General features: G+C 62.8%; 11 protein-coding genes, 1 tRNA gene and 1 pseudogene. 7 read left to right on the forward strand and 6 right to left on the reverse strand.

Annotated features, from left to right (window positions below; translation table 11 throughout):
* Positions 1–67 precede the first annotated feature (67 nt).
* The gene (locus BLV41_RS12725; RefSeq protein ID WP_074711902.1) at positions 68–814 is read right to left on the reverse strand and encodes a phosphoglyceromutase; all 747 of its coding nucleotides are present in this window, start codon (positions 812–814) and stop codon (positions 68–70) included.
* 177 nt (positions 815–991) lie between these two features.
* Here BLV41_RS12725 and BLV41_RS12730 point away from each other — a divergent pair, with 177 nt between their 5' ends.
* A complete protein-coding gene (locus BLV41_RS12730; protein ID WP_074711903.1) occupies positions 992–1,858 on the forward strand; it encodes a class I SAM-dependent methyltransferase in 867 nt (288 codons plus the stop codon).
* A gap of 38 nt (positions 1,859–1,896) precedes the next feature.
* Complete coding sequence (locus tag BLV41_RS12735; protein WP_074713305.1) at positions 1,897–2,775, forward strand: PhzF family phenazine biosynthesis protein; 879 nt, start codon at positions 1,897–1,899, stop codon at positions 2,773–2,775.
* 48 nt (positions 2,776–2,823) lie between these two features.
* On the opposite strand, the gene BLV41_RS12740 is transcribed toward BLV41_RS12735, so the two are convergent.
* Together BLV41_RS12740 and BLV41_RS12745 are read right to left on the reverse strand one after the other, a co-directional pair.
* Entirely contained in the window at positions 2,824–3,183 is a 360-nt protein-coding gene (locus tag BLV41_RS12740) for a DUF2516 family protein (RefSeq protein ID WP_074711904.1), read from the reverse strand.
* Positions 3,184–3,260: 77 nt separating this feature from the next.
* Positions 3,261–4,439: a trans-sulfuration enzyme family protein gene (locus tag BLV41_RS12745; RefSeq protein WP_074711905.1), complete on the reverse strand. Its 1,179-nt coding sequence runs from the start codon at positions 4,437–4,439 to the stop codon at positions 3,261–3,263.
* Positions 4,440–4,573: 134 nt separating this feature from the next.
* Between BLV41_RS12745 and tmk the strand changes: the two genes are divergently transcribed.
* The 4 genes from tmk to BLV41_RS12765 all read left to right on the forward strand — a co-directional run bounded on the left by tmk (position 4,574) and on the right by BLV41_RS12765 (position 8,134).
* Positions 4,574–5,224 carry a dTMP kinase gene (tmk, locus tag BLV41_RS12750; protein ID WP_044579982.1) on the forward strand — a complete coding sequence of 217 codons (651 nt, stop codon included), beginning with the start codon at positions 4,574–4,576 and terminating at the stop codon, positions 5,222–5,224.
* On the forward strand, positions 5,221–6,390 hold the full coding sequence (locus BLV41_RS12755) for a DNA polymerase III subunit delta' (RefSeq protein ID WP_074711906.1): 1,170 nt from the start codon (positions 5,221–5,223) through the stop codon (positions 6,388–6,390). Before tmk ends, BLV41_RS12755 begins: the two co-directional genes overlap by 4 nt.
* 18 nt (positions 6,391–6,408) lie before the next feature.
* Positions 6,409–7,950: an alpha/beta hydrolase gene (locus BLV41_RS12760; protein WP_074711907.1), complete on the forward strand. Its 1,542-nt coding sequence runs from the start codon at positions 6,409–6,411 to the stop codon at positions 7,948–7,950.
* Positions 7,951–8,058: 108 nt separating this feature from the next.
* Positions 8,059–8,134, forward strand: a tRNA-Thr gene (locus tag BLV41_RS12765).
* Positions 8,135–8,197: 63 nt separating this feature from the next.
* Here the strand turns inward: BLV41_RS12765 and BLV41_RS12770 are convergent.
* Entirely contained in the window at positions 8,198–8,794 is a 597-nt protein-coding gene (locus BLV41_RS12770; protein WP_083360766.1) for a TetR/AcrR family transcriptional regulator, read from the reverse strand.
* Positions 8,795–8,905: 111 nt separating this feature from the next.
* On the opposite strand from BLV41_RS12770, the gene BLV41_RS12775 reads away from it, so the two are divergent.
* A complete protein-coding gene (locus BLV41_RS12775; RefSeq protein WP_074711909.1) occupies positions 8,906–10,048 on the forward strand; it encodes a hypothetical protein in 1,143 nt (380 codons plus the stop codon).
* A gap of 130 nt (positions 10,049–10,178) precedes the next feature.
* Here the strand turns inward: BLV41_RS12775 and BLV41_RS12780 are convergent, their stop codons facing one another.
* Both BLV41_RS12780 and BLV41_RS12785 read right to left on the reverse strand, forming a co-directional pair.
* Entirely contained in the window at positions 10,179–11,282 is a 1,104-nt protein-coding gene (locus tag BLV41_RS12780; RefSeq protein WP_074711910.1) for an ABC transporter ATP-binding protein, read from the reverse strand.
* Positions 11,279–12,876 (reverse strand): annotated as a pseudogene (locus BLV41_RS12785) (ABC transporter permease). The gene BLV41_RS12780 and the pseudogene BLV41_RS12785 overlap by 4 nt, the downstream one beginning before the upstream one ends.
* Positions 12,877–12,878: the final 2 nt, after the last annotated feature.

The following is a 12,878-nucleotide window of genomic DNA, read 5'->3' on the forward strand; positions in this document are numbered from 1 at the left end:
GGAACGACGACGGCGGGTCACCCTTTCATCAAGGGTGACCCGCCGTCGTTAGTACTTTAAGCGTTGGTTACTTCTTGCCCTGGTTGGCAACGGCCTGGATGGATGCTGCTGCTGCTTCCGGATCCAGGTACTTGCCGCCGGGGGTGATGGGAGCGAAGTTCTCATCGAGTTCGTAAACCAGCGGGATGCCCGTGGGGATGTTCAGGGACGCAATGGCCTCATCGGAGATGCCGTCCAGGTGCTTGACCAGGGCGCGCAGCGAGTTGCCGTGAGCCGTGACCAGAACCGTCTTGCCAGCCTTCAGGTCAACCTTGATGTCTGATTCCCAGTACGGGAGCAGGCGGACAAGGACGTCCTTAAGGCACTCGGTGCGCGGGAGGGCGTCGCCCAAGTCCGCGTAACGGGGATCGTGGGCCTGCGAGAATTCACTGTCGTCGGAGAGTGCCGGCGGCGGGGTGTCGTAGCTGCGGCGCCATTCCATGAACTGCTCCTCGCCGTATTCGGCCAGGGTCTGGGCCTTGTCCTTGCCCTGCAGTGCACCGTAGTGGCGCTCGTTCAGGCGCCAGTCGCGCTTGACGTCGATCCAGCCGCGGTCAGCAACATCGAGGGCGAGGTTCGCGGTGTTGATGGCACGCTTGAGGCGTGAGGTGTACAGCACGTCGGGGAGAATATTGTTCTCAACCAACAGCTCACCGCCACGTGCGGCTTCGGCGCGGCCCTGATCATTCAGGTCTACGTCCACCCATCCGGTGAACAGGTTCTTGGCGTTCCACTCACTGTGGCCATGGCGTAGCAAAATCAACGTATAAGTCATGCTTTCATCCTACCGGGCGGTGCTGGGCGGCCCGAATTGCTACGCGGCGGGGCTACTTCACGACGCGCCCGCGTGCCGTGAAGCTATGCGTGGAATTCACCACGAGTTCAGCGCATTTGTTCACAGCAGCGCCCACCCGCTGTCAGGATTTGGTGCGGGCGCGCCTAAACTTGATGTGTGGTTCAACGTGCGCAGCGGGTCAAGGGTGCCTCCAGCGACCCCGCAACACAGGCGGCGCGCCAGCGCAACAAACCATTTGGCAATGTCACTCGCGGCACCACCAACCCCAACCGCTTGCGTCGAGTTGACCGGTGGCTGGCCGGCCCACAGGCCTGGCGACTCTCCACGGAAGCAAACCCGCTGGTGGTTGACCTGGGCTACGGCGGCTCCCCTGCCACCGCCGTCGAGCTCTATTCACGCATCCACGCAGTATGTCCCAGTGCCCACGTGACGGGCATCGAAATTGAGCCCGAACGCGTCCGCATCGCCAAACATTTAGAACATGAGGGCCTTGACTTCCGGGTTGGCGGCTTTGAAATTCCGGTTCCTGGCAACGCGACCATGGTGCGCGCCTTCAATGTCCTGCGCCAATATGACGAGGCCGATGTCCGCCTTATTTGGGCCACCGTCTGTTCCCGCCTGACACCGCTTGGCATCTTCGTTGACGGCACGTGCGATGAGATCGGCCGCCGCAGCACATGGGTTGCCCTGGGCGTTGACGGCCCGCAATCGCTAACCGTTTCCATGCGTTTTGGTGCCTTCGAGCTGCCCTCCGACGTTGCGGAACGGCTGCCCAAGGCCCTGATCCACCACAACATGCCGGGTGAAAAAATCCACGGATTCCTGCAGTCCATGGATAAGCATTGGCTCGCCGGCGCCTCGCTGGCGCCCTTCGGCTACCGACAGCGCTGGCTGCGCATGTGCAAAGCTATGTACGACGACGGATGGCCAGTTGTGCGCGCACCCTCCCGTTGGCGTTTGGGCGAGTTGACCGTGGCGTGGTCTGCCGTAGATCCGGACCCCATGGAGAGAGGCTCAGCCTAGCCGTGCCGCACCACGTGAAAACAGGAACGGAGCAGGTCATGAGCGATGCAGTAATTCCAGAGGTTCTCCATCTCGCCGCGTTCGCCGATGGCCCCGGAGGCGGCAATTTGGCTGGCGTGGTGTTGGACGCCATGGAGCTCAGCGATGAACAAATGCTTGAGGTGGCCCGGGACGTGGGCTACTCGGAGACTGCTTTTGTCACCACAGCTCTTGACGCCAAGAGGAGTGCCAGTATCAGGTACTTCTCCCCCGGCGCCGAGGTGCCTTTTTGCGGCCACGCCACGGTAGCGACGGCCGTTGCCCTGGCTGAAAAATATGGTCCCGGCACCTTTTCGCTTGCCACTCAGGCCGGTGAAATAGTACTGCAGACAACCCCGTCCGAGCATGGCATGACGGCCTCATTCACGAGCCTTGAACCCTCCGTCACCGAGATCGCACCAACCGTACTGACACGCTTATTAGACTTGCTGGGGCTGGACGCCGAGCAGCTGCACCCCGGGTTTCCGGCCAAGTTGGCCTTTGCCGGAAACACGCATCCGATGATCGTTGTGCGTGACAGGGCGGATTTAGACAGTTTCACCTTTGATGCGCAGGGCCTGCGAACTCTGATGGATGAACAAGGCTGGGCCGGCACCGTCACAGTCATGTGGGTCGACAAAGACGGTGATCACGTACCGGTTTCGCTGGAGATCGAATCCCGGAACTTGTTCCCGGTTGGAAATATCAGGGAGGACCCGGCAACGGGTTCGGCCGCCGCGTCAACCGGCGCCTATCTGCGCTCCATAGGGGCTGTTCGCACGCCGGCGTCGCTGGTTATCCGGCAAGGGCGGCACGTGGGCAGGCCGTGCATTTTGCATGCCAGTGTTCCAGCCCAGGGCGGCATTACGGTGACGGGAACTGCCACGCAGGTGGCGTGATCGCCACACTCGACGGCATCAGTGCACGCGGGCCATACCGTGTGGTGCTTACCAGGAAGAGCCGCGGTTTTGCTGTCCCCGACCACGGCCGCGGACCTCGACCAACGCCGGGCGAACATCGGCCAGATAAACGCCAGCTGCCGTCGCTCCGGCCAGGCTCAAGATCAGCCCCATGCCAATCGAAGGAACACTCAGGGTCATGAGCGGACCAATGATGTACAGGAAGCCGAAGAACACGGCACCGCCGGTCAGGGCCAGCCAAAAACCCTTGGTCCTCTTGTAAACACGCTCAAAATCGCTGGACGAGGTGCGCACGCAATCGATTAGCGCCCACACCTGAATACCCAGCACCACCAGGCCCAGGGCAACCAGAATGAAAAACTCTACAACGTTCAAAAAAGTGAGCACACTTCAAGCTTACAGGGCGCCGTGATGGATGGAAGTGACCACCACCACCGGGGAAGACCCACCCGGCGCCCTGGGCGCTACTCGGACGCAGTCACCGTGGTCAGTGCCTGATCCAGATCGGCCCAGAGGTCTTCAACGTTTTCAATGCCAACACTCAGGCGCAGCAGATTCGCCGGTACGGAGATGGGCTCATTTGCATGCCGACGGCGGCGTTCAATGAGTGATTCCACGCCTCCCAGCGAGGTGGCCGGCGTCCATAGGCGCAGCGCCTCAACCACGGCCTCGGCGACTGCCTCGCCACCTTCAACCTCAATGCACAGGATCGAGCCGAAGCCGGTCATCTGCGCCTGCGCCCTGAGGTGACCGGGGTCGGAAGGCAGGCCGGGGAACAAAACTCGGCTGACGCCGTCGTGCGCGTCAAGACGGCTGGCCAGCTCCATGGCACTTGCCTGCGAGCGCTCTACCCGCAAGGCCAGGGTGCGCAGTCCACGCAAGGCCAGCCAGGCCTCGAAGGGTCCGGCGATGGCGCCATGGATGGAGCGGTGGTGCAGAAGGGCATTGCGCAGCTCTGGGTTTGAGGTCAGCAAGGCCCCCATGATGACATCCGAGTGCCCCGAGAGGTATTTGGTGACCGAGTGCAGCACGATGTCCGAGCCGAGCTCCAACGGCTTTTGCACCAGAGGCGTTGAGAAGGTGTTGTCAGTGACCACCACGGCGCCAACTGCCTGCGCGGAGCGGCACAGGCCGTGGATGTCGGCCACCTCCAGCATGGGGTTTGTGGGGCTCTCCAACCACAGCATGTCCGCAGCCTTCTCCCCTGCCCCGGTGAGTGCGGCAATGACCTCATCGTTATTGGCGATGTCAACGGTCCGCAGCGTGAACAACCCCTTGGCCTCCAGCTCCTGCGCCATGACCAGTGCACCCTGATACGAGTGGATCGGCATCACGAGGATCCCGCCTGCCGGAATCAAGGACAAGGCGGCGGAAACCGCGGCAAGGCCCGAACTGAAGATCAGGCCCGGGAGCGTAGCGCCTTCCAGCTGGGACAGTGCTTCTTCCAACGGATCCCAGGTGGGGTTCGAGTAGCGACCGTACGCCCTGTCTCCATCAACTACCGTCCCCGTGCCCACATAGGTCGAGGACAGGACGATCGGCGGGTTCACTGGGGCGTCATGCTCGCGCGCGGGTCTTCCTGCGGCCACCACAACGGTGTCGGGGTGGAGATTGTCGGGATGCGAGGAAGGCTGGTGCGTCATACCGTCCAGCGTAGACCGCGTACGTCGCCGCCGGGCTCAATATGACACAGGTGTTCAATATTTGGGACGCTCCCTTGTGGACAACGCGTTCCGGGGTCAAGGGTCCATACAGCTTGGGCCGGTAGGGTGGTGGAGTGACTCTTTCTACTGCCGCGCAGCCGGGCCTCTTCATTGCTTTTGAAGGTGGCGACGGTGCCGGAAAATCCACCCAGGCCGCCTTGCTCACCCAGGCCCTGTCCGACGCCGGACGCACAGTTTTGCGAACCCGTGAACCGGGCGGGACTCCCGTGGGCGAAAAGCTGAGATCGTTGGTGCTCGAACACGGCCAGGGAGAGATTGATGCCAAGACGGAGGCGTTGATCTTTGCCGCTGCCCGAGCTGCGCACGCCACACAGGTGATTACACCGGCCGTTGCGCGCGGTGAGATTGTTATTAGTGACCGCTACGCAGACTCCTCGATCGCATACCAGGGTGCCGGACGCGGTCTTGGCACGGAGGCAATCGTCAAGCTCAACGATTGGGCCACGAGCGGGCTCTGGCCGGACCTGACAGTTTTGCTGGACGTCTCCCCTGCCGAGGGCCGCGAACGCCGAACCGCTGGGGAAGCTGCGGAGGACAGGATGGAGTCCGAGCCCGACGACTTCCACGCCACGATTCGCGCTGCCTTCCTGGAACTGGCCGCCGCAAATCCACAGCGCTACTTGGTTCTCCCCGCCGACGGCTCCGTCACGGAGCTCTCGAAAGCAATTCAAGAACGCGTCTCCTCACTTATTGGCGTTTCATGAGCGTCTGGGTTGACCTGCAGGGGCAGGAATCCGTGGTGGCGCAGCTGCGCCGGGCCGCGCAGTCCGGCTCCCCTACGCACGCGTGGCTTTTGACCGGCCCACCCGGTTCGGGGCGTTCCAATGCGGCGTTGGCCTTTGCCGCCGCGCTTGTGTGCGAGCAGCCCGAACTGGCCGCGCGTGGTTGCGGGGCATGCAAGGCCTGCCACACCACCATGAGCGGCACCAATGCTGACGTGACCTTTGTGGCAACGGAGAAAACGACCATCACGATCGAGGAGTCGCGGGCCCTTGTGCGCAAGGCGCACGACAGCCCCTCCTCGGCTCGCTGGCGCGTCATGATCGTCGGAGATGCGGACCGCATGGCAGAGCGCACCACGAACGTGCTCCTGAAGGCGATCGAGGAGCCGCCGCCGCGCACCATCTGGATTCTGTGTGCCCCCAGCCCTGCCGATGTCCTCGTCACGATCCGTTCGCGCTGCCGCACCCTGACCCTGCGACTGCCTCCCGTGGCCGATGTTGCCGCGCTCCTGGTCCGCCGTGACGGGATTGACCCCGAGCTGGCACTGACGGCCGCCCGCGCCGCCCAAAGCCACATTGGCATTGCCCGCCGCCTGGCCACTGACTCCGGAGCCAGGGAGCGCCGCGATGCCACTGTCAGGCTCCCGCTGAACCTGCGTGATGTCACCACTGCAGTCATGGCCGCTGCGTCCCTGCTGGAATTGGCCCAGGCCGAGGCTGCCTCCTCCAATGAAGAGCGCGACGCCGTTGAAAAGGCCACGTTGCTGCGAAACCTTGGCGCCCCCGAGACCGGGACGCTTCCGCCATCCCTGCGCAGCCAGGTCCGTGCCTTGGAAGAGGACCAAAAACGCCGTGCCAAGCGTTCCGTGACGGACCACCTGGACCGTGCCCTGACGGACCTGTTGTCCTTCTACCGGGATGTGTTGGTTCTGCAGTTGGACGCCCGGGGAGGGTCCGGCGATGGGCCCGCATCGGTTGAACTGGTCAATGAACCACTGCGCACGGCGCTGGTGGAATTTGCCGCCCGCGCCCGCCCCGAATCCACTCTCGAGCGGCTGGACGCCATCAACGCGGCCCGCCGCCGACTCACCACCACCAATGTTGCCCCGCTGCTGGCCCTTGAGGCCATGGCAGTCAGCCTGCTCTAACCTGTGAAGGACTTCCGTATGCCTGCTGCTCATGTTCGACGGCGCCACCGCCTGATTCTCACGGTTGCGGCCAGCATCGGGGCTCTTTTGCTGAGCTCCTGCTCCGTGTTGGCTCCGGAGAAGAATACGGAGACCTCTGCTTCGGCCGAGATTGTGGGCGATGTTCCCGCCGAGCTGAAGGACTTTTACACGCAGCCGGTCACCTGGACCACCTGCAACGGCGGTTTTCAATGTGCCGAGGTGAAGGTGCCCCTGGACTATGAAAAGCCCGGCGATGACTCCATCAAGCTCTCCGCGATCCGGCTGCCGGCCAGTGGCAAGAGGCTTGGCGCCATGCTGGTCAATCCCGGCGGGCCGGGCGGATCCGGGGTGAACATGGTCAAGGACGGCGCACAGACGTATTTCTCTGACAAACTTCGCGGCGCCTATGACGTGGTGGGTTTTGATCCACGAGGAGTACAGCGTTCGGCCGGCGTGAAATGTCTGGACGACGCCCAGACGGATGCCGCCCGGCAGCAAGACTTCGATCTCTCCACTGATGCAGGCTTTGCCGCCGCCGAGGCCGAGACGAAAAAGCAGTCGGAACTATGCCAAAAAAATTCCGGATCTGAGCTGGCTCACATCGACACGGTAAGCTCCGCCCGGGACTTGGATATTTTGCGTGCCATCGTGGGCGATAAGCAGCTGAACTACATGGGCTTCTCCTACGGCACCAAACTTGGCGCAACCTACGCCGGGCTGTTCCCGGACCGGGTGGGGAAGTTCTCCCTTGACGGCGCGATGGACCCGTCCCTGGATATCGATGGGGTGTCCATGGGGCAGGCTGTTGGCTTTGAAAACGCGCTGCGGGCCTGGGCTGCCGATTGCCTCACCGGCACCGATTGCCCTGTGTCAGGAACCGTGGATGACGCCATGGGGCAGATCCAGGAATTGAACGGCGTCTACGCCGCAACTCCGCAACAAACACCAGAAGGCCGGGTTGTGACGGGCACCGAGTTCACCGGCGCCTTGGCCTTTGGTATGTACTCCACGGACTTGTGGGAGCCGCTGAAGGGGGCGTTGACGCAGGCCTTTGCCGGTGACGCCTCCGGCATGCTCATGCTGGCCGACTTCTCCGCCGATCGTGATTCAAGCGGCGTGTACAACTCCAACACCTCCGCCGCGTTCACGGCTATCAACTGTCTCGATTACCCCATGAACTCGGACACGGCACATATGCGCGAACAAGCCGAACTCTTGAAGAAGGCCGCACCGACCTTTGGCGATCTGTTGTCCTACTCGGGATTGACCTGCAAATACTGGCCCTACAAGGCAACAGGAAAACCCGCCCCGATCTCTGCAGCGGGGGCCGGCCCCATTCTGGTTATTGGCACCACCGGGGACCCGGCAACACCCTACCCCTGGGCGCAGGATCTGGCGAAGCAGCTGGATTCGGGCGTTCTTGTCACGTGGAAGGGCGAGGGGCACACGGCCTATGGCCGCTCCAACGAATGCCTGACGTCCACGGTGGATGCCTACTTTGTGGATGGCAAGGTTCCGGCATCCGGGACCAGTTGCTGAAATAAGCATGAGCGCGGGCCTGCCGATTTTGTACATCAGGCCCGCGCATATTAGAGTTGTTACTTGTGTTCAGCACGTCAACCCGGTTCGGGTTGTAGCAGGACACAGGCCTCCATAGCTCAGTTGGTAGAGCGTTTCACTCGTAATGAAAAGGTCAACAGTTCGATTCTGTTTGGAGGCTCCACTAAAACCCCGCCACGGCGGGGTTTTTTGGTTTAACGCTTGGTTTTATGCGGTGGGTGAGTGCCTAGAGATTGCGCAGCAAGGCGGCAACGGCAGCCAGATAGGCCGCATCGTCCCGAGTCCCCGCCATGGGAACCTTAAAAAGCCAGCCCTGCATCAAGGCAAGTACCGCAGGAAGAATTGCCGTTGCCGCCCGCATTCCAGCCTCAGCATCCAAACCCTGGGTTTCCCGGTACCAGGTAGCCAAATAGCCTGCCAGGTGCTCCACCATCTGGTCATAGGAGTCGCGGGCGATGGCGCCGATGGATTCCGAATGCGAGGACAGACCCCAGATCTGAACCACCAGTCCGCCGTCGCGCATGGGGCCGGAGACCGTGTCCATGAACTCCAGCAACGCCTCAGCCGGGTGGGGCACGGGTACACGGGCAGCCATCCGGTCCAGGACGGCCACCCTGCCACCAACCAAACGAGTGGCCAAGGCGGCAAGGATCTCATCCTTGCCCTTGTAGTACCCGTAGATGGCGCCGGCGGAAAGCCCGGATTCGGCGATGATGTCAGCCATGGACATGACAGCCAAGCCCTTGCGATGGGCGCACTCCAAGGCAGCCTGCTCGATTCGCAGGGCCATTGCTTGTCTGTGTTCATCACTTACACGGGGCATGTGATGCAGACTATCAGGAAAAAAGAACGATCGTTCTTGACACGGAAGCACTGAACTGCCTTAATAAAGAACGATCATTCGTTTTCTTTCGAGCTGCCCCAAGGAGCACCCATGTCAACCATCACACCACCCCACACCCGTTGGGGGCTGACTCTCGCAACGGCTGTGGGGGCAGCAGCTCTTGTGGCCGTCGTCCTGCTGGCCTTCCTATGGCCCACGGTGACCTCCAGCGTTCACAACCTTCCCGTCGTCATCACAGGCAACGGCCCGGCCACAGCCACGCTGACCACCCAGCTCGAGAAGTCTGGCGCCTTCGCGATCAACTCCGCCGGAGACCGGGCCGCCGCCGTCAACGCCGTAGAGACCCGGTCCGCCTATGGCGCGTTCGTGGTTGCCGAGGATGGCTCGGGCGTTGAAGTGGTGACGGCCTCCGCCGCCAGCCCCGTGGTTGTTCAGATCATGAACCAGGCTGCCACCGGCATTTCCCAGGCCCTGGCACAACAGGGCGCCGGTGCGCAGGCCGCCGCGGTACAAGCGGCGCTGGCCGCCGGAGACCTGCGGGCCGTCGCAGCAGCAGTAGCGCCAGTCAGTGCACCCAAGGTAAGCCTGACCGACGTCGCACCCCTGAATCCTGCGGATCCCCGCGGCACGGGACTGGCTTTGCTGGGCCTGCCCCTGGCCATGGGCGGCATGATTGGTGGCGTCCTAATTTCACTGGTGGTGACCGGATTCCGACGCCGGCTGACGGCGGCCGCCGCGTACGGCGTGGCGGGCGGGCTCGGCCTGGTCGGCATCCTGCAGGGCTGGCTTGGAATCCTGTCCGGACCATACTTGCTCAACGCCTTGGCGATGGGGCTGGGCCTCTTTGCCATCGCCATCACGATTGTTGGGCTTGAGTCGCTGCTGGGCAAGCCGGGCATTCCGGTCGGCGCCGTGCTGACCATGTTCATCGGCAACCCGATCTCCTCCCTGGCATCTCCCAAGGAGTTCCTTCCGGGACCGTGGGGCGAGATCGGCCAGTGGTTCGTCCCCGGCGCCACGGGCACCCTGCTGCGGGACCTGTCCTACTTCCCGGACGCAGCGATGGGCATCCACTGGCTGGTGCTGCTGGTGTGGTCGGCGGCCGGCATTGCCCTGGCAGTCCTTGGTCGCCACCGCGATGAGGAAGCTGTTCACCTGCCCTCTACCCTGGAGCTTTCACCGTCCGACGCCGAATCCGGCACCGCACCAAGCCTCAGCAACGCCACCGCCTAGCTGGGCCGAGTTTGGCATCTTCATCCTGCTCAGCATGACGCTTCCTGCCGTGGCGCTGCTGGCACCGACCGGCTATGGCGAATTAAGAGTTCGACGGTGGTTGATCTGGACAGGCCCGGCCACCGCGGCGTCAGCTGTCCAGCGGGAAAACGACTCCCTCACCGACGACCTTCAGAGATAGCTCCGTACCCGGGCGGGCGAGCATGGCGTTCCAATGCCTGATGCTGATGATCTCCCCGCCGACCGGCTGGTGCGGATCGAGGGGATGCTCGGCGTCGCCCTGGATCGGCGCGAGCTGGATGCGGACGGTAGTTTCGGGGCCAAAGTAGTCCGTGTCCACCACTCGCCCGCGAATGGGCCCGCCGCTGGCGATCCGGATTTGCTCGGGGCGCAGCATCAAATGGACTTTGCCTTGGGCGGGCGGGCGCCGAACAGGGATGCCGCCCAAGGAGCACAGTGCAAGGGAGCCTTCCATCCACGCTTCGAGGATGACGGCGTCACCCAAGAATTCGGCCGTGGCCCGGTCAATGGGGCGCGTATAAACAACGAACGGGCTGCCGATCTGTGCCAGCTTTCCGTCGCGCATGACGGCCACTTGATCGGCGAAGCTCAAGGCCTCGGCTTGATCGTGGGTCACCAAAATGGTGGTGACACCGGCCTGTTCCAAGGTTTGGGACACGGCCCGGCGTGTAGACACACGCAGGCCCGCGTCCAGGGCGCTAAAAGGCTCATCCAGCAGCATGAGCTCAGGCTGCCTGGCCAGTGCACGGGCGAGGGCCACGCGTTGTTGTTGGCCACCGGATAGCTGATGTGGGCGGCGTTTGGCGTAGGAGCGGTCCATGGAAACCATCTCCAGCAGCTCCCCCACTCGCAGCGCCGCTGCCTTGCCGCGCAGAGGCAGACCGAAGGCAATGTTGGCACCAACGCTCAGGTGTGGGAACAAGGCCCCATCCTGCGCAACGTAACCCACGCTGCGCTTGTGGGCAGGAACCCACTGGGCTGCGCCAGCAACCTCCGAGCCGCCCAAGGCAATCCGGCCGGAATCCGGCGCCGAGAATCCCGCGATCAGCCGCAAGAGGGTTGTCTTGCCCGAGCCTGAGGGCCCCACAATGGCCGTGGTACGTCCGGGGGCAACCCCAAGGTCCACACCCTTGAGCACCTCGGTGCCACCAAAGCTCTTACGAATATCACGGACCTGCAGGTGGTCGCGGGTGTTGCTGGGCGAGGTGTTCATTGTCCTGCGGCTTTCTTGGATTGCACAAAGAGTAAGTACGTCATGGGCGCCGAGAGCACGATCATCAGCAAGGCGTACGGTGCCGCCCCCATGTAATCAATTTCGCTGCTCAGCGACCAAAACTCGGTGGCCAGCGTGCGAGTCCCGTTGGGCGCCAACAAGAGCGTGGCCGTCAGTTCGTTCACGATTCCCAAAAACACCAGGGCCGCACCACCGGCGGCAGCCGGAGCAGAAAGTCGCAGGGTGACCAGCAAGAAGGCCAACAGGGGTGGTTTGCCCAGCGCTTGTGCGGCTTCATCCAGCTGAACCGGCGCCTGTGCCAGCCCGGCTCGGAGGTTCACCAACGCTCGCGGCATGAAGAGCAACGCGTACGCGGCCACCAGAACAACAGAGGTTTGGTAGATCGCCGGAACGTTGTGGACGGTAATCGTGACGAGCGCCAGTGCCACCACAATGCCGGGCATGGAACTGGAGATGTAGTTGACAGCTTCTAAGAGTTTGCTAAACGGTCCGGGGTGCCGGATCACCAAATACGCCAGGGGGAAGGCCAACACCGTTGTCAGCACGGCTCCTGCCAAGCCGTAGCCAAGTGTCTGCAACAAAGCGTTCATGAGCGCGGGGGCTTCCCAGATGGCGGCGCCACCGGCAATGACCCAGCGGCCCACATGCCACAGCGGCACGCCGAGGGCAAGCGCCGAAATTCCGATCAGCAAGAGCTGGCCGGGAAATTGGTACCAGCCTAAGGACAAGCGGCGCGGGTTGGCTTGAGCGCCCGAACCTACGCGGGCGTAACGGGCACTTCCGCGTGATTTGGATTCTGCCAGCAACAGCAGCAAGCAAAAAAGCACCAGCACGCTCGCCAACATATTGGCCGCAGCCCCATTAAACGTTGACCGGAATTGGTCGTAGATGGCCGTGGTGAAGGTGTCGAAAGCAATCATGGCGAACGCGCCATATTCGGCCAGCAGATGCAGTGACACCAGCAGGGCCCCACCAGCTGTTGCGATGCGCAACTGCGGCAGCACCACCCGGAAGAAGACGTGCCAAGGCCCCAAGCCGAGGGATGCCGCGGATTGTTCCAGGGCCGGGTCCAAGCGGCTCAGCACAGCGGCGACGGGAATATAGACCAGCGGGAAGTATGAAAGGACGGAGATCAGCACCCCGCCGAAAATGCCGCCTAGGGACGGGATTGCGCTGACCCAGGCGTAGCTGTTCACAAACGCCGGAATGGCCAGCGGCGCGGCCAGCAGCACAGCCCAGGCCTTGTGCCCAGCCAGCCGGGTGCGTTCAACAAGCCATGCCCCGCCAACGCCAATCACCACACACAACGGCACGGTGATCAGAACCAGCGCCAGGGTGTTAAACAGCAATTCGCCAACACGGGGCGGAACACCAAAGTCATGATGGTGTCCAACCCCGTATTGGCGGTGGCTGCCACAACGTATCCCAGTGGAAGCAGGGAGAACGCCGCGATCAGTACGCAAAGGACCACGACGGGCCAGGGGCCGAGGCGTGAGCCCCGGCCCCTGGCCGTGTGACGTAAATTTTTGGAACTCGGCGCGCCAGCCGCCTTCGTACTTTGTTGTGGAGTCATTG

It is taken from the genome of Arthrobacter alpinus (assembly GCF_900105965.1).
Classification (GTDB): domain Bacteria; phylum Actinomycetota; class Actinomycetes; order Actinomycetales; family Micrococcaceae; genus Specibacter; species Specibacter alpinus.

Excerpts from the sequence above, each read along its gene's own strand:
- BLV41_RS12725 (WP_074711902.1), bottom strand. The coding sequence starts at position 814 with ATGACTTATACGTTGATTTTGCTACGCCATGGCCACAGTGAGTGGAAC.
- BLV41_RS12735 (WP_074713305.1), top strand. The coding sequence starts at position 1,897 with ATGAGCGATGCAGTAATTCCAGAGGTTCTCCATCTCGCCGCGTTCGCC.
- BLV41_RS12745 (WP_074711905.1), bottom strand. The coding sequence starts at position 4,439 with ATGACGCACCAGCCTTCCTCGCATCCCGACAATCTCCACCCCGACACC.
- BLV41_RS12755 (WP_074711906.1), top strand. The coding sequence starts at position 5,221 with ATGAGCGTCTGGGTTGACCTGCAGGGGCAGGAATCCGTGGTGGCGCAG.
- BLV41_RS12760 (WP_074711907.1), top strand. The coding sequence starts at position 6,409 with ATGCCTGCTGCTCATGTTCGACGGCGCCACCGCCTGATTCTCACGGTT.
- BLV41_RS12770 (WP_083360766.1), bottom strand. The coding sequence starts at position 8,794 with ATGCCCCGTGTAAGTGATGAACACAGACAAGCAATGGCCCTGCGAATC.
- BLV41_RS12775 (WP_074711909.1), top strand. The coding sequence starts at position 8,906 with ATGTCAACCATCACACCACCCCACACCCGTTGGGGGCTGACTCTCGCA.
- BLV41_RS12780 (WP_074711910.1), bottom strand. The coding sequence starts at position 11,282 with ATGAACACCTCGCCCAGCAACACCCGCGACCACCTGCAGGTCCGTGAT.